Consider the following 15,363-nt stretch of genomic DNA (forward strand, 5'->3'; position numbering starts at 1 on the left):
GACTCGTGAGTTTTACTGTTTTACTCGTGAATTCGTGCTATTTACTCGTGAATTCATGCTACACTGGTGAATTCGCTCCGCTTACTCGTGAGTTTTACTGTTTTACTCGTGAATTCACACTGTTTACTCGTGAATTCATGCTACACTGGTGAATTCGCTCCGCTTACTCGTGAGTTTTGCTGTTTTACTCGTGAATTCGTGCTATAATCGTGAATTCGGCCTATTTACTCGTGAATTCCTGCTGTACCCATGACTTCGCGCCGTTTACTATAACACCTGCCAGTTCTCTTGCATCTCTGGTTTTAAGTTGATAACCTTTTTTAGATATACAATAACCTTTATAGGAAATTCCATATATGTCCGTAACCAAACCGCAAAGCTTAAATAAGTTTGTCTTATTGATGGATTTATATCCTTTTCACAGCTGACTCTTAAACCTAGTAGTAGATATTGCACATCACTTGTGGTCATATCATATAGTTACCTTTAATTTCATTTTATTGCATAATTCGCTATCTTACCGAAATTTCCTTCTCCCAAACCTGCCCCGTTAGTAGCATAAGAAAAAGGCTGCCTCAGCAACCTTCCTTTTTAGAGTAAGAGACCCATTAGGTGAAGATCAAAGTATTATTATACAAGACATTTTAATCCAGAAATACCCAAACAGAATTTGTCCTAAAGATTCGACTTTTTGTTTTTTCTGAATGAAAATTTGCTCTTTGTTGTTGTCCACCTGTCCATGCTCCGATAAAAACCCTGAAATAACAATACTTATTATCCCAACAATAGGAATTCTTTTATTTTATAATTTGTGTCCAGTTTAAGTGAATTTTACTATTTAAATAATTTGACTATCTTCTGAACTTTTAACATTTCTTCTCCATATATTCTCCATTTGTTCAAGAGTCTTGCCTTTGGTTTCAGGAACCATTTTCCAAACAAATAGGGCAGAAAGCACGCTCATCAAACCATAGAAACCGTATGTTAATCCCCCACTATATTCCATCATCATAGGATATGTAGAAGAAATAAAATAGTTAGCCGCCCATTGGGCAGCTACAGCAATAGCTACAGCCCTACCTCGAATTTTATTAGGGAAAATTTCTGAAATTAGCACCCAGCAGATGGGACCCCACGACATCATAAATGAAGCTGTATAAATAATGATAAACACAAGCGTCCCTATTCCAATAATATTTAAAAAAGCCATGCTTGCTACACCTAACATACCCATTGTCATTCCAATAGAACCTACTATTAATAATGGTTTTCTTCCCCATCGATCAACTGTTAAAATCGCGATAACTGTAAAGATAACATTTACTAATCCCATAATAATGGTTTGCAGCATAGAAGAATCTTTTGCTGCTCCCATGCTTTCAAAGATACGCGGTGCGTAGTATAAGGCTACATTTATACCTACAAATTGTTGAAATACAGAAAGCAGTACACCTACAATAATAACTAATTTTCCATAAGCGAATAATTTTTCGGAAGAAATATTGATAGTGGTCGTTTTTTAATATCACTCAGAATCGCTTTCGCTTCTGAAGATCCATTGATTTTTGTAAGTATAGCTAAAGCTTTTTGATCTTGATTCTGTATGGCCAAATAGTGGGGTGTTTCTGGAACTAATAACAAAAGTACAGCAAAGATTAAAGCTGGTATTGCTCCTGAAGCAAACATGTATCTCCATCCTACATCATTTATCCATTCTAACGTTTCACCATTTGCAATACCCCAGTTTACAAAGTAAACGACTAACATACCAAAAATAATCATAAACTGATTAAATGATACCAATCTGCCGCGAATATCAGCCGGAGCAATTTCTCCTATATAGATTGGACAAATGGCAGACGCTAATCCAACACCAATCCCCCCTATAATTTGATAAAAGTTAAAAGCTAGTAATAAAGAAAGTGTTGGTTCACCTTTTGTAAAAAATAAAAATTCAGGATAAGAAGCACCTAATGCTGATACTATAAAAAGAATCGCTGCAAGTATAAGTGATTTTTTACGTCCTAGTCTTGATCCAAAATAGCCGGAAATTAAACCTCCGATAATACATCCTATTAAAGCACTTGATACGGTGACGCCATGTGCCAAAGGTCCTAACCCTAAGCTATCGATTAAATAAACCTTTAAAGATTCTTCAGCTCCAGAAATTACAGCTGTATCATATCCAAACAGCAATCCTCCAATTGCGGCGACTAATGTAATCGAAAAGATATATAATGAGTTTCGTTTTTGCTTCATGTTTTATTAAAAACAGTTATGAATGAAGTTTATTTAATATTAAAGCGCATACTTTTGGTTGCGCTTTCAAAATTAATGAACAAGAAGGAATTCTTCCCTCACCCATTCTACTAACTGCTTTTATCCTCCCTTCCATAGTAGATTTTCATTTCACTAAAACAACATTAGACCTTTGAATACCAAAGGTTTTTACTCGACGGTAAACGTAAAACGAGTTTTAGAATGATATTCTTTATTTTTTTCTAATAAAATAGAAGGTAATTGCTGATTATGAATGGCATTTGGCGGATGTTGAGTTTCGAAACATAAGCCAAGGTTTTTTTGACAAGGAACCCCTCTAATTAGAAAAGTATCTTCTAACATATTTCCCGTATATAAAACAACATATGGCTCATCTGTTTCCACTATCATTTTCCGTCCGTTAGAAGGATTAACCAAACAAATTTCCTTTTGATGATTTTCACTTAATAAGAATGGATGGTCATACCCATTTCCAACTATTTCATTTTGTTGATGTTTGGATTTTACTCCTTCAATAATTCGCTTTCCCGCTCTAAAATCAAAAGGTGTATGTTCAACGTCTATTAAATTGCCTGATGGCAGTAAGGACCGATCGAGCTCTAAAAACTTATCACTTTTCATAGTTAATTCATGCTGTAAGATATCTTCTTTTAAATTGCCACTCAGATTAAAGTACGTATGATTGGTTAAGTTTAATAACGTATTTTTATCTGAAATACCATGATAGGTTATTATAAGATCATTATTATCAGTGAGAGTGTAAACGACGCTTACCTCAAGATTTCCAGGATAACCAGCTTCTCCATCTGCACTCATATAAGTAAATGTCACACTAGCCTCATCTACACTCTCACTAGTAGAGGATTTCCAGATTACGTTATGGAATCCCTCAGGACCACCGTGTAAATGAGTTCTCCCTTCATTCTCAGCGAGGAGGTATGTAACCCCTTCTATATCAACTCTTGGTGGATTAACCCTCCCTGCCACTCGACCGATTACCGCACCAAAATAAGGGGAATAAAGTAAATAATCTTCTGCAGAATCAAATCCTAACACGATATTTTCTATATTCCCTTCTTTGTCTGGTACATCAATTCTAGTAATCGTACATCCATAATCAATACAGGTTACTTTTATGTTTTGATTGTTCATGATTGTATAAGACTTTACCAATTCTCTATTTATTTCACCGAAAATTCCCTCTTCTACTTTCATATTACTCTCCTTTTCGAAGAAAGGGATGCATGATTCAAATGCAACCAGTTACTTTCTGCTAAATTGATTCAGCTTTTTGCTTAAGTCTTTTGTTTGGTAATATACCTCTTTATATAAAGCATAAAGTTGTTTATAAACTGGAACATTTTCTAATTTAGGTTGATATGTTTTTGAAGTAGATATGAATACATCTGCGCATTCTTCTAATGAGTTGTACCACCCACATCCATAAGCGGCTAACATGGCTGCCCCTAGCGCCGGTCCTTGCTCAGTAGATAGTTTTATTATTTTTGTGTTAAAAACGTCTGCTTGAACCTGAAGCCAACTATCGTTTTTTGCTCCCCCGCCAATTGATACAATTGATGTAATTTCTTTTCCATTTTCTCGAATAATTTCTATTGATTCATTTAATGAGAAGGTAATTCCTTCAATGACTGCCCTTGTAAAATCCCTCTTTTTATGAGAAGCATCCATTCCTATAAAGCTTCCACGTATAATAGCATCTGCATGTGGTGTTCGTTCCCCAACTAAGTATGGAGTAAATAGAAGCCCATTTGAACCAATTGGAACATTGTTTATATCAGCCAGTAGTTCTTCAAATGACTCATTTTCAGCAAAATTATCTCTAAACCAACTTAAACTGTGACCAGCAGATAATGTAACTCCCATCGTATAAAAAGCATTTTCTTTTCCATGGTTGAAATAATGCAATTTCCCAGCAAAGTCCCTATCATTTCGCTCCTCATAAGAAAGTACGACACCAGATGTCCCGATGCTGCATAACGTTTCTCCTGATGATAGAATACCGGCTCCAATTGCTCCACAAGCATTATCAGCTCCACCCGCAAATACCTTAGTTGATAATGTTAGCCCTGTTTTTTGAGAGAATTCTTCATTAATTGTTCCGACACATTCACTGGATTCCACTAGCGATGGGCAAATGCTGATATCAATGCCCACTAATTTACAAAGCTCTTCGCTCCATTTTTTCTCACTCACGTTCAACAATAATGTACCGGCAGCATCTGAATATTCACTATGAATTAAGCCTGTCATTTTGAAGCGTAAATAGTCTTTAGGCAGCATAAATACAGCTGCTTGATCAAATATCTCCGGTTCATGCTCTTTAACCCATAGCAGCTTAGGTAGTGTAAACCCTTCCAAAGCTTGATTTTTTGTTATTTCTAAAAGACGTTTCTCTCCAATCGTTTCATATAGCTGCTGACACTGTGCTGTCGTCCTTGTATCGTTCCATAATATAGCATGACGTAAGAGATTATGATTCTTATCCAACAGTACTAGACCGTGCATTTGTCCAGAATAACTTAATCCTTCTATATCTTCTGGCCTTACATCGGATTTGGAGATTAGCTCATTTAAAGCACTAGCAGTCTGCTGAATCCACTCCTCTGGATTTTGTTCACTATATCCTGTTTTTTCATGCAGAAGAGGGTAATTTTTAGAAGCCTCTGCACAGATCTCACCTTTTGTATTAACTAAAACAGTTTTGACAGCGCTCGTTCCTAGATCAATTCCTATAATATATTTCATCTTGATTCCTCCACTTTTATAAAAGAGAGCAGAATTTGTTTCTACTCTCTTTTATCTGTTAAACTTCTAAAATATATTGATTTAAGGTGGCCTTAATTCGTTCCTGTCTTCCTGAATTATTCGTAATGTTTGGATTTTGTAATGCATACTGCTCTAGTGTTTGGAAGTTGGCTCTTCCTTCAACAATCTCAAGACCAATTCCTTTTTTGAAACTGCTGTAGCGTTCATCAATGATGTTTTCAAAAACACGGTCTTCCAATAATTTATGAGCCACTTTTAAACCTCTAGCGAACGCATCCATCCCAGCTACATGGGCATATACTAAATCTTCTTGTTCAAAGGAACCTCTGCGCACTTTAGCATCAAAATTTAACCCTCCACTACCTAATCCTCCATTTTGTAGGATCTCATACATTGCTAAAGTAGTAGAATATAGATCTGTTGGGAACTCATCGGTATCCCATCCTAAAAGAGGATCACCTTGGTTTGCATCCACTGATCCCAAGAAGCCTTGAACTCTGGCTACGCGTAATTCATGTTCAAACGTATGGCCAGCTAAAGTAGCATGGTTAGCTTCAAGATTTAATTTAAAATGGTTATCTATTCCGTATTGTCTTAGGAACGAAATGGTCGTAGCTGCATCGGTGTCATACTGATGCGTTGTTGGTTCCTTTGGTTTTGGCTCAATTAAGAATTGACCTTTAAATCCAATTTCCTTAGCATAATCTACAGCCATATGCATAAATCTAGCCAAGTTATCTAACTCTAACCTTAAATTTGTATTGAGCAGTGTTTCATAGCCTTCACGGCCGCCCCAGAACACATAGTTTTCTGCTCCTAATTCTTTTGCCGTTTCGAGTCCTTTCTTTACTTGGGCTGCTGCATAAGCAAATACATCTGCATTACAAGAAGTTGCTGCACCGTGAACGAAGCGAGGATTTGTAAACATATTAGCTGTGTTCCACAATAACTTTACGTTACTTGTTTTCATATATTCTTTAATCATGCTAACGATTACATCAAGATTTTCATTTGTTTGTTTCAATGTGTTTCCTTCAGGTGCGATGTCTCGGTCATGAAACGCAAAGAAAGGAACCCCTAATTTTTCGAAAAGTTGAAAAGCTGCCTCTACTCTAGCTTTTGCTAAGTCCATTCCATCATATTTATCCCATGATCTTTGCATCGTAGCTGCACCAAAAGGATCTGTCCCATCAGCTGTAAATGTATGCCAGTAAGCAACTGAGAATCGCAGTTGTTCCTTCATTGTTTTACCGCCTACTACTTCTTCTGGGTTATAGTATTTAAAAGCTAAAGGATTTTTAGATTCTTTTCCCTCATATGAGACTTTGTTTACGCTTTCAAAATAATTAATTTTGTTAGTATCAGTTTGAAACATGTGTTACTTCCCCCTTTAATTAAAGTGAAAAACTTTCTTCAGAAATACCATCCGAGAAAGTTTGTTGTGTCAATAAACTAACTTAATTTCATAATATACAAAGTAATTAGTTATTTCAATGTTTTTTTAAGAAAATTAACGTTATAATAAGAAATATACTATGTCCATAGTATATTTTAATTTAAAAACAAAAAACACTTAGTTCAATGGTAAAACAAAGGAGTGATTATCATTTCAATAGCAGATCAAGCATTAGTAAAGAAAATGAATCAAAAGTTGATTTTAAATGAAATTTTAAAAAACTCACCAATCTCAAGGGCAGCCCTTTCTGAGATTACAGGGTTAAATAAATCCACTGTTTCTTCCCAAGTAAATGAATTAATTGAAAAGAATGTTATTTTTGAAATTGGAGCAGGACAATCTAGAGGTGGCAGAAGACCTGTGATGCTTGTTTTTAATAAAAATGCAGGCTATTCAATAGGTATTGATATAGGTGTTGATTTCCTTAATGGAATTTTAACCGATTTAGAAGGCAACATTATCCTGGAGAAGGTTTCTGACTTGTCTAGCCCTTCAGCTGGTGAAGTGAAAGAAATTCTGTTTGCACTTATACATGATTTTATCATTCATATGCCCGACTCTCCTTACGGTTTGGTGGGAATAGGTATTTGTGTACCGGGTCTTGTGGATAGCAATCAAAAAATTATTTTCATGCCCAACTTGGAATGGTACATTGAAGATTTGCAACTCTTAATTGAAAGCGAGTTCAATGTACCTGTTTTTGTTGAAAATGAGGCTAATGCAGGCGCATGCGGTGAAAAAGTGTTTGGGGTTACTAAAAACTATGAAAACATCATTTATATCAGTATTAACGTTGGAATTGGAGTCGGAATTATTATTAATAATGAATTATATAAAGGAGTAAATGGCTTTTCTGGAGAAATGGGGCATATGACGATAGATTTTAACGGTCCCAAATGCAGTTGCGGAAACCGAGGATGCTGGGAATTATATGCTTCAGAAAAAGCATTACTGGATTCTTTTTCTATAGACGAAAAGAATATGTTACGAAAAGAAATTGTTGAACGTGCAAATAAAAATGATGTAGCCGTCTTAAATGCACTCCAGAACTTTGGCTTCTACGTCAGTATTGGCTTAACTAATATTCTCAATACCTTTGACGCACAAGCTATTATTTTGAGAAATAACATTATCGAATCTCACCCGATTGTGTTAAATACCATTAAGAATGAGGTTACTTCTAGGGTAAATTCTCATTTAGAAAGTATGTGTGAACTATTGCCCTCTACATTAGGAAGAAATGCACCTGCATTAGGAGCTGTTTCAATTGTGATCGAACATTTTTTAAATGTTACTACAAGCTAATCTATTTCAGAGTATAGATGTCTGAATATCTTTCCTAAGATAACAAGAGAGGTTTTTCTCTACCTAGAGAAAGACCTCTCTTGTTTGTTTTCGTCCCTTACATACTTATTCCTGGCTTTCCGAAAATCAAGGAATGGGCTTATGCAGGTTTTGTATTTGATTTGACGGGTGTTATGTATTCAAGCATATCAGTGGGCGACCCTGCCAGTGGGTGGCTTCTTTTCATTATCGGATATATTTTGATAGCCGGCTCTTATATTTATCATCATAAAATATTAAAATCCGCTTCATTGGGCACTTCAAGCAATAAGAATAGTTTAACAATATAAATAAATTGGCAATGAAAAAGCACCGTGATCGGTGTTTTTCTAATTGGTTTAAAAGTGGAGGAAGTGATATCACCTTCGCTTTCCTTTCTAAAAAGAAAGAAAATCAAAAGCGTCCCAATAGTTTTCCTTATTGGGACGCTTTTTTTAGTACATTTGATTAACTTACTGTTTTTGATGTCAAATAAGCGACAAGTATATAGCGTTCAGGTGCTGACCCGATATAATCAAAGGGGTAACAGGTACTGACGGTTAGCGTTGCCCGTGGCTTTGGTACGATTACCGTTCGATCATCCTCATCCACAATTCGAACTTTGTTGACTTTGTATGTGAATTCCCCTGCCGATGTTCTTACTATCAACAAATCTCCTTCGCCAACTTGCCCGAGTTTACGGAATACCGTATCTCTATGACCAGAAAGAACGGAATTATCATTTTCACCAGGTAGCACGCTTCCTGCAAAGTGACCAACGCCTTTTTCCAATTCATCCTCGTTTGTGCCATGGAAAATAGGGAGTTTTGTTTTTAGTTTGGGTATATACAGTTCCCCGATTTCTTCACCCTTTTCAGGGCGGACAGGATATAGATCTTTCTTTGTTGTTTTATTACTTGCTGGTTTATCACTTGCTGGTTTATCACTTGGTGTTTTCTGTACTGTTTCATTTACTTGGCTACTTGGAGCATGAGTCTTGTATAGAAAGTAGCCTTTTGCAAACTTATACATATTGGATGTGGAAAACCAAATCCCAAATAAAATGATGGCAATTGTACAAGAAAGCAGCAGCAGCCGCTTTTTCTTTAATTGTTTCATATTAAGCTTTCCTAATTTTTCGATACATCAAGCTTCCGACCAAGACAAGAAATAGTCCTAAAAGGGCACTAGGCAAATAATCGGAAGCGGTATTTGGCAGTTTAGCCCCTTTTACGGTTTGATGTTCTGAATTAGTATGAGTACTGATCTTTTGTTTTACTGGTTTAGCAACTGGTGCCTTTTCAATGGTTTTTTGCACCTCTTTTGCAGATTCCTTTATTTGCCCGCCTGCATTGGTCAGAGTGTCAGAATCGACCATTTCACCTGTTATTAAAAGATCAGCCAAGAACTTCCCGTCTGTATTATATATATTTATTTTCAAGTTAGCACCCTTCAATTCTTCCAATTTCATTAAATCCATAAGGGATACAGGTGATTCCGAGCCACTTTTCACAAGGGAATAGGATACATTAAGCTTAAAGATTGAAAGTAATTCTTCATAGATTGATGCCATTTCAGCTATCTGTTCAGCTGTAAGCTCTGTTGCTACATCAAATTCCTCGAAAGCCATCATGCGGTTTCCCAAATCTTCAAGTTGCTTGACTGTTTCCGGATTGGAAAGATGCTCTTCCAAAGACATTAAGTGGTCTTCAAGCCGCTGTAGTTCCTCTTCCGTTAAACCGAGCTCTTCCTCGAAAATGGGAAGCAGATCTTCTGCAACTTCACCGTCCATCCCGCCACCAGTAAGGTTCCAAACAGTTTCTTCAAGATGATCCATGTATATATAATCGCTAATATCTTCACCATTTTTTTCCAACATTTGAAGCAAGGCTTGTTTATCCAATCCATAATTCTCATTAAAATAATCTAAGTTGCTTAGATCTGCCTTTATGACGTCACCCAAGAATTCGCTAAGTTCTTCGACAGATTCAAATTCTTCCAGACTAAAATCATAAGATTCCAATGACGCTTCGATATCTTCTTTTGTTACTTCGAAGCCTCTTTCCTTGCTAACTTTGGCTAAATAACTGACTAATTCTTTATCAAAGTTTGGATCGCGTTCAAAATCGCCCTCTTCAGTAAAGAAATAAACAGCTTCATCTAAGTCCCAGATAAAGATATAATCGTCTAGTTCTTCGCCATTTTCTTGTAATAGATTATTTAGGCTCTCATTAGTTAGATTATAATCTTCATAAATGGCATCTAAATTACTTAAATCTGCCTTAATGACTTCGCCTAAGGCTTCTTTTAAATCACCAATAGATTCAAAGTTTTTAATACTTTCATCGTAAAAAGAAAGTGATGTTTCAATATCATCCTTCGTCACTTCAAAACCCCTTACAAGGCTTACCTCTTTTAAATACTTTGTAAGTTCTTGGTCAAAATTTTTGCTTGGTGCCGCCGATGCTAATTGCGGGAATAAGCTAATTAACAACGCAAAAGAAACTAAGATCGTCCACAGTTTTTTCATACTTTTCTCCTATTCATAACATATCATATGTTTCTAGAAAATTATAAGGTAATAACAATAATTTAACAATGAAGTTTTTTTAAAATTACTATTTTACTTACTTTGCTAACAAGCATTTTCAGCTTCTGCTTAATAATTAAGAATATAAGGAATTTATTAGGGAGAACGATGATGATAACTCTAAATTCCCTAAACTGGACCAAAAATCAACGGTTATATAGACAAGAGTATAATTTTTTAATTCATTCACTTATATCCATGTACTTCCCTTAACTATGTGGATGTTAGTGATGGTATGTTCCGTTTCAATCATTCTTTTCTCAAAAGATTTAGCTGTCGAGCAAGAGATTGCAGAAATAATTGGTGAAGAAGCACCGCCCGGCAGCTAAAGGAATACCTAGAAAGATATATCCAGTTAATGATGAATTGGAGACTAAAACGGAATAGATCGATTAAAAACCCAGGGCACTTAATTTCTAAGTGTGAAATTCTCACATCTCACCTTTTAAGTTAGATTAGGAGCATAATGCTCCTTTTTTGTTCAAATAGTAATCGGAAGTTTTAAGTGTTGCATGTTTTCTTGTTAACCTCATCGGGGTCACTCCTATTAAAATTCTCTATGCATTTTAGTCCCAAAGTAATTTCACATTTAAAATCCTTTATTTTACATTTAGAGACAAGAGAATTCTATACTGCTTTTAGCCTCAGTCCTTTGCACTACTACACTTCTTGAACCTACCCTGCCAGTAGTCAGGAATAATCTCCTCTCTTATTCAGTATTTAATTGGCCATGCCAAATAACCCCCCAAAACTCTTTTGGAAGGGTGTTTTTCTGTAACACAAAACCGTTATTTGGCCAAATCCAGGAACGACTTTTTCTTAACGCTATATCCACTGAAGGAGTTTCTTGATAAGGAAACGGGCGACTCTTTTTCAAACGTTCCTCTTCATTTTCAACGATTAACTAAATGGATTTAACCAATTTCAAAGAAAATCACGGCTGCTTTTTTTTCGATCGTTTGGATCACTTATATTCTTCTTCAATAATTTATTCTCCTGTTTCTTTCCCTAAAGATAATTTGATAGTCATTCTACCTTAACTTCAATTTTATCAATGGCATTATACCCATAACCTTTTTTATTCCAAAAAGGAAAATTCGGTTGAATTTGAACAAATGAATCTGTTGCTCTGGATTTAATCGTAAACTCACCTTTTTTTAGTATAGTCCATTCAAATGACCAACTAACCCAGCTGTAAATAATATTCTGTCGAGGTAATATATGGGCGTTTCTCCATGAATAGCCACCATCATGACTAATTTCCACCTTTGTAATACTCCTTCTCCTGTCCAAGCAATTCCTTTTATTAAATGCTTACCAGTATGTATCATTTCCATATCCAGCGGCTTTTGGATTGTCGAATTGATATTTATTGTAGTAACTGGAAATGCAACATGATCATTGTCTTTTTTTGGATAATACACATAATTAATTGTTTGAAACGGCCCATTGAATGTAGAATCCATAATACTTATCTGCTTTATCCACTTAACGGATGCCATTGCATACCACTGCGGAACTATTAACCTATGGATAGCCATGTTTAAAAGGAATTAGCTGGTTATTATATTCATATGCAATAATGATATCTGGAAGCAGTGCTTTCTCGATAGGCAAACTCCTGGTATAGGTAAAAAACGCCTCTAGATCTTTCCTATTTCCATAATGATAGCCCTCTACGACAACTTCTTTTGCCCCTTCCACCTACCTTGGCTGATAGCTCTCTTTCCCCATTGTTCTCCAAATATTTTGGGTTCGAAGAGATTACGCTTGTCACCCGAGCATTCAAGGACAACTTCCACGGTTTTTGATTGATATTGAAGAATGTCTTGCATGGACAGCATTTATAGGCAGCCCTTAGTTTGAATAGGAAAGAGTCGGATAAGAAAGGTGGTTCCTTCTATAAAATAATTGATTTTCCATGCTATCATTATTGATGAAATGAATCGGTGTCTCCTGTTTTCCGGCTGCAAACTACGTGTCAATAAATAGGGTTTCACTTTATGTGGATTTGTCATAATTCTCCCCAAATTAAAATGCTTCATTATAGATGTATACGTTCGGTACAGCCTAATTAGTTTATTGAATTTTAACTTCAAATACAGGCGAGCTTTAAGCCGGCTAAAAATGGCCGCTTCTCGAGAAAGTTATTGTACGTATATTTTTTATTTGAAATAATTATATTGGACTAATTGGCTATTCGGGATAGTACAACAGTGATGAGTGGCTGTCTATCATATTTTAAGAAGGAGTGTTTCTAATGGACCGTACTATACAAACTTCTTTTGAAAATTTACTTTCTCAAGATAAGGACTTACAATTCGAAGCCTACAATCATATCCTTGCTTCTACCAAAAAAGAGGTGGACTGGGCTTATGATGTATGGGAACAATTGAAGGAGGATTTAACTCATTCTGATAACCATCGAAGATCTAGGGCGGCACAATTTCTTTGCAGTTTGGCGAAAAGTGATCCTGAAAAAAGAATGATAAAGGATTTCCCATTGGTTTGGGAAGTGACAAAAGATAAAAAATTCGTCACCGCAAGACATAGTCTACAATCTATATGGAAAATAGGTCTAGCTGGCACTGAGCAAAAAGAAATGGTAATAAGTAGTCTTGTTGATCGGTATTTAAATTGTGTTCATGAAAAAAACTACACGTTAATTCGTTTTGATATCATTCAAGGACTTAGGAACTTATTTAATGAAATAAAAGATGAAGAAATAAAGCAAATCGCACTGAATTTAGTTGAAAAAGAAGAGGATGCAAAATATCAAAAGAAGTATGCAACTGTATGGAAAAATACGTAGAGAACGCCAACGTTGTATCATTGTAAAATGGAGAATACATATCAGACCTTTACAATATGTATTCTCTTCTTGTTAAACAACGCTCGATTTTGTGGAATGCATAATCCTTTAGGATATTAATCCAATTGCATTTTTCAGAACTTTCGGTGCCTTTTTTATTCCTTCTGTTCCAACAAAACTGCTCGCACTCGCTATTAATATGCTTGAAGAAATGAATTTGACTACATAAAAAATTCCTGATCCAATAATTAGATCTAGGATTAAAAACCTTTTAATTGTTGAGCCTTTTATTATATAAATAACGATTTGGTCGTTTTTCTTCATACTCAGAATTGTCACACCCTTAGCTTTTTATAAAGGGTATGACAAAGAGGGGTTGTCATATTCTTCGGTATCATGTCTTTCCTATTTTTTTACGCAACGGCTTATGGACCATACTTTTAACTATCATTGGTTCTATTTATATTGTCGTATTTGCCCCTTATCATTCACTTGAGGAAACTAATATTATCGATGTAAGCATTAATGCTATAGTCGAAACGATAATGAACATTATGTTTGTTCATTACTTTAAGAAGATATATAACTAGGAAGCACCTATTTTGGTGCTTTTTAATGTCACTTCCTCCTACCAGTTCCATCCATACCTTTATAGGTTTCATGTTTCATTCCTATTAATTAAAAGAGAATCAGAAATGAAAAAATTTTGCCTATTATCAGTTTCTTAGTACTAATCTCTTTTTCTCCTAATAAACTTTATAAACTAACTATTTAGGAGGGGTGCAATGTTTAATCAAAAACTTGATAGTAATAGTCCACTTATTTGTAAAATTAATGACATCACTTACCAAAAATACAAACTTTATAAGAAGTCATATGAGCGGGAAGTATTCGTCATAAAAGATTACGGTGATAACCGCGGTGTTACCAATAAAAGTATTGCCTTATTCGAAGCAGTTAAAGATCATTTTGACCGTTTTAAAATTGCAAAAATAGTTAAAGAAATTAATAAAGATAATAATTTGCTTGATAGCGATCTCATCCTTATAGACAAAAAAGGAAATGAGCTGCACCTATCAGGTTGTAGTTGCGGGTATGGTGGCACAGGTTCGCATGGAACCGTTGAAATTTTGAATAAGGCTGGATTCGAGATAGATAAAAGGTTTGTATTTTGTTCAAAAGGATTCACTCTTTTTCATCCCATTGAAGAAAAAGAACTTTATGGCGAACGTTTATGAATTATCTACACTCACTACCTCAACTCATGCAGTTTGCAGATGAAAGCCGGTAACGAGGAAACGGTAGTATGCTAATGAAAAGAAAAAAGTGAAATGGTTTTTCAAATACAAGGATTATGCAAGATAGAATAGGAAAATCTATGAAATGGGATCAGCCAATCGGCTCCCTTTCATTAAATCATAAATAAAAAAAGCCTTGGTAACTGAGAAATCAGTAATACCAAGGCTTTAGAGCTATTAATACATTGACACTAATTGAAAATCGGGATATATCTCCGAAAACTGCAATATAATATATCGATGAAAGACGAAAAACGAGGTATATCTGTCCCTATTACTAAAGAAGCTGTTATCCCTCAAGCATGCCCTTCACTCGCTTTACTTTGTCTTCCATCTTGCGTTCTTTATCACGACGGTCATCGATTCGGATATTCGTACAGACTCTAGCAAGACCTTTTTCAAAAGGTACTTCGTGCATCGCTTGGATCACTTCAAACAATTTAGGCAGGTCGCCTTCAATGATTGTATTCATGGGTGTCAGTTGAAAACGGATTTCTCCCTTCTCTTCATATTGCTTTAATACTCTTTGAATATCTGCCACATAGCTGCTAACACTTGGAGTTTGTGTACCGACAGGAATAACCGTTACATCAACAATTGCCATTTTTATTCACCAATCCTTTTTATGTATTAATCATGAAGCTTGCTGACATTCATCTATATAGACGGATGTTTTTTACTATTATAACTCAAACTTCGCACCTGGGAAATTTGATATGGTTTTTGGGCTTGAGATACGTAAATCTGGCAAGAAAATTACTGTAGAATCGGTCAAATAAAAAAGGAAGCGTTGATTTTTAACTCTGGTCCTGCAGAC

At 35.5% G+C, this 15,363-nt stretch carries 12 protein-coding genes and 3 pseudogenes; 3 read left to right on the top strand and 12 right to left on the bottom strand.

Features of this window, described 5'->3' with window-relative positions; all coding sequences use genetic code 11:
* Positions 1-838 precede the first annotated feature (838 nt).
* From xylE to xylA, 4 genes and pseudogenes are all read right to left on the bottom strand, one after another.
* Positions 839-2,259 (bottom strand): annotated as a pseudogene (gene xylE / locus ACFVS1_RS12350) (D-xylose transporter XylE).
* Between the two features lie 189 nt (positions 2,260-2,448).
* On the bottom strand, positions 2,449-3,495 hold the full coding sequence (locus ACFVS1_RS12355) for an aldose epimerase family protein (RefSeq protein WP_387547731.1): 1,047 nt from the start codon (positions 3,493-3,495) through the stop codon (positions 2,449-2,451).
* Positions 3,496-3,543: 48 nt separating this feature from the next.
* Positions 3,544-5,046 (bottom strand): xylulokinase, encoded by a 1,503-nt coding sequence (gene xylB / locus ACFVS1_RS12360; RefSeq protein ID WP_387547734.1) that lies wholly within the window; start codon positions 5,044-5,046, stop codon positions 3,544-3,546.
* A 58-nt stretch (positions 5,047-5,104) separates the two neighbouring features.
* Positions 5,105-6,442 carry a xylose isomerase gene (gene xylA / locus ACFVS1_RS12365; protein WP_387547737.1) on the bottom strand — a complete coding sequence of 446 codons (1,338 nt, stop codon included), beginning with the start codon at positions 6,440-6,442 and terminating at the stop codon, positions 5,105-5,107.
* A 231-nt stretch (positions 6,443-6,673) separates the two neighbouring features.
* Between xylA and xylR the strand changes: the two genes are divergently transcribed.
* On the top strand, positions 6,674-7,828 hold the full coding sequence (gene xylR / locus ACFVS1_RS12370) for a transcriptional repressor XylR (protein WP_387549334.1): 1,155 nt from the start codon (positions 6,674-6,676) through the stop codon (positions 7,826-7,828).
* A gap of 486 nt (positions 7,829-8,314) precedes the next feature.
* Here the strand turns inward: xylR and ACFVS1_RS12375 are convergent, their stop codons facing one another.
* The 7 genes and pseudogenes from ACFVS1_RS12375 to ACFVS1_RS12405 form a co-directional block, all read right to left on the bottom strand.
* Positions 8,315-8,965, bottom strand: coding sequence for a class D sortase (locus ACFVS1_RS12375; RefSeq protein ID WP_387547739.1), 651 nt, complete (start codon positions 8,963-8,965; stop codon positions 8,315-8,317).
* Position 8,966: 1 nt separating this feature from the next.
* Positions 8,967-10,376, bottom strand: a complete 1,410-nt coding sequence (locus tag ACFVS1_RS12380; RefSeq protein WP_387547742.1) for a processed acidic surface protein — start codon at positions 10,374-10,376, stop codon at positions 8,967-8,969.
* Between the two features lie 769 nt (positions 10,377-11,145).
* Complete coding sequence (locus ACFVS1_RS12385) at positions 11,146-11,313, bottom strand: hypothetical protein (RefSeq protein ID WP_387547745.1); 168 nt, start codon at positions 11,311-11,313, stop codon at positions 11,146-11,148.
* 149 nt (positions 11,314-11,462) lie between these two features.
* Complete coding sequence (locus ACFVS1_RS12390) at positions 11,463-11,702, bottom strand: molybdopterin-binding protein (protein WP_387547748.1); 240 nt, start codon at positions 11,700-11,702, stop codon at positions 11,463-11,465.
* The gene (locus ACFVS1_RS12395) at positions 11,594-11,902 is read right to left on the bottom strand and encodes a hypothetical protein (RefSeq protein WP_387549428.1); all 309 of its coding nucleotides are present in this window, start codon (positions 11,900-11,902) and stop codon (positions 11,594-11,596) included. Before ACFVS1_RS12395 ends, ACFVS1_RS12390 begins: the two co-directional genes overlap by 109 nt.
* Positions 11,903-11,920: 18 nt before the next feature.
* A pseudogene (locus tag ACFVS1_RS12400) lies at positions 11,921-11,977 on the bottom strand (hypothetical protein); the annotation flags it as partial.
* A pseudogene (locus ACFVS1_RS12405) lies at positions 11,964-12,280 on the bottom strand (molybdopterin-dependent oxidoreductase). The pseudogenes ACFVS1_RS12400 and ACFVS1_RS12405, both read right to left, overlap by 14 nt.
* 416 nt (positions 12,281-12,696) lie before the next feature.
* On the opposite strand from ACFVS1_RS12405, the gene ACFVS1_RS12410 reads away from it, so the two are divergent.
* The gene (locus ACFVS1_RS12410; RefSeq protein WP_387547750.1) at positions 12,697-13,248 is read left to right on the top strand and encodes a hypothetical protein; all 552 of its coding nucleotides are present in this window, start codon (positions 12,697-12,699) and stop codon (positions 13,246-13,248) included.
* A 785-nt stretch (positions 13,249-14,033) separates the two neighbouring features.
* A complete protein-coding gene (locus ACFVS1_RS12415) occupies positions 14,034-14,486 on the top strand; it encodes a hypothetical protein (RefSeq protein WP_387547753.1) in 453 nt (150 codons plus the stop codon).
* A 349-nt stretch (positions 14,487-14,835) separates the two neighbouring features.
* Here ACFVS1_RS12415 and ACFVS1_RS12420 read toward each other — a convergent pair whose 3' ends face one another.
* Complete coding sequence (locus ACFVS1_RS12420; RefSeq protein WP_352921140.1) at positions 14,836-15,150, bottom strand: MTH1187 family thiamine-binding protein; 315 nt, start codon at positions 15,148-15,150, stop codon at positions 14,836-14,838.
* Between the last annotated feature and the right edge of the window lie 213 nt (positions 15,151-15,363).

This window comes from Peribacillus sp. NPDC058075 (assembly GCF_042885195.1).
Taxonomy (GTDB): Bacteria; Bacillota; Bacilli; order Bacillales; family DSM-1321; genus Peribacillus.

Bases quoted from the DNA above. Each gene is read 5' to 3' on its own strand.
- ACFVS1_RS12395 (WP_387549428.1), bottom strand. From the start codon at position 11,902: ATGGATTCTACATTCAATGGGCCGTTTCAAACAATTAATTATGTGTAT.
- ACFVS1_RS12375 (WP_387547739.1), bottom strand. From the start codon at position 8,965: ATGAAACAATTAAAGAAAAAGCGGCTGCTGCTGCTTTCTTGTACAATT.
- xylA (WP_387547737.1), bottom strand. From the start codon at position 6,442: ATGTTTCAAACTGATACTAACAAAATTAATTATTTTGAAAGCGTAAAC.
- ACFVS1_RS12410 (WP_387547750.1), top strand. From the start codon at position 12,697: ATGGACCGTACTATACAAACTTCTTTTGAAAATTTACTTTCTCAAGAT.
- ACFVS1_RS12415 (WP_387547753.1), top strand. From the start codon at position 14,034: ATGTTTAATCAAAAACTTGATAGTAATAGTCCACTTATTTGTAAAATT.
- xylB (WP_387547734.1), bottom strand. From the start codon at position 5,046: ATGAAATATATTATAGGAATTGATCTAGGAACGAGCGCTGTCAAAACT.
- ACFVS1_RS12420 (WP_352921140.1), bottom strand. From the start codon at position 15,150: ATGGCAATTGTTGATGTAACGGTTATTCCTGTCGGTACACAAACTCCA.
- ACFVS1_RS12355 (WP_387547731.1), bottom strand. From the start codon at position 3,495: ATGAAAGTAGAAGAGGGAATTTTCGGTGAAATAAATAGAGAATTGGTA.
- ACFVS1_RS12380 (WP_387547742.1), bottom strand. From the start codon at position 10,376: ATGAAAAAACTGTGGACGATCTTAGTTTCTTTTGCGTTGTTAATTAGC.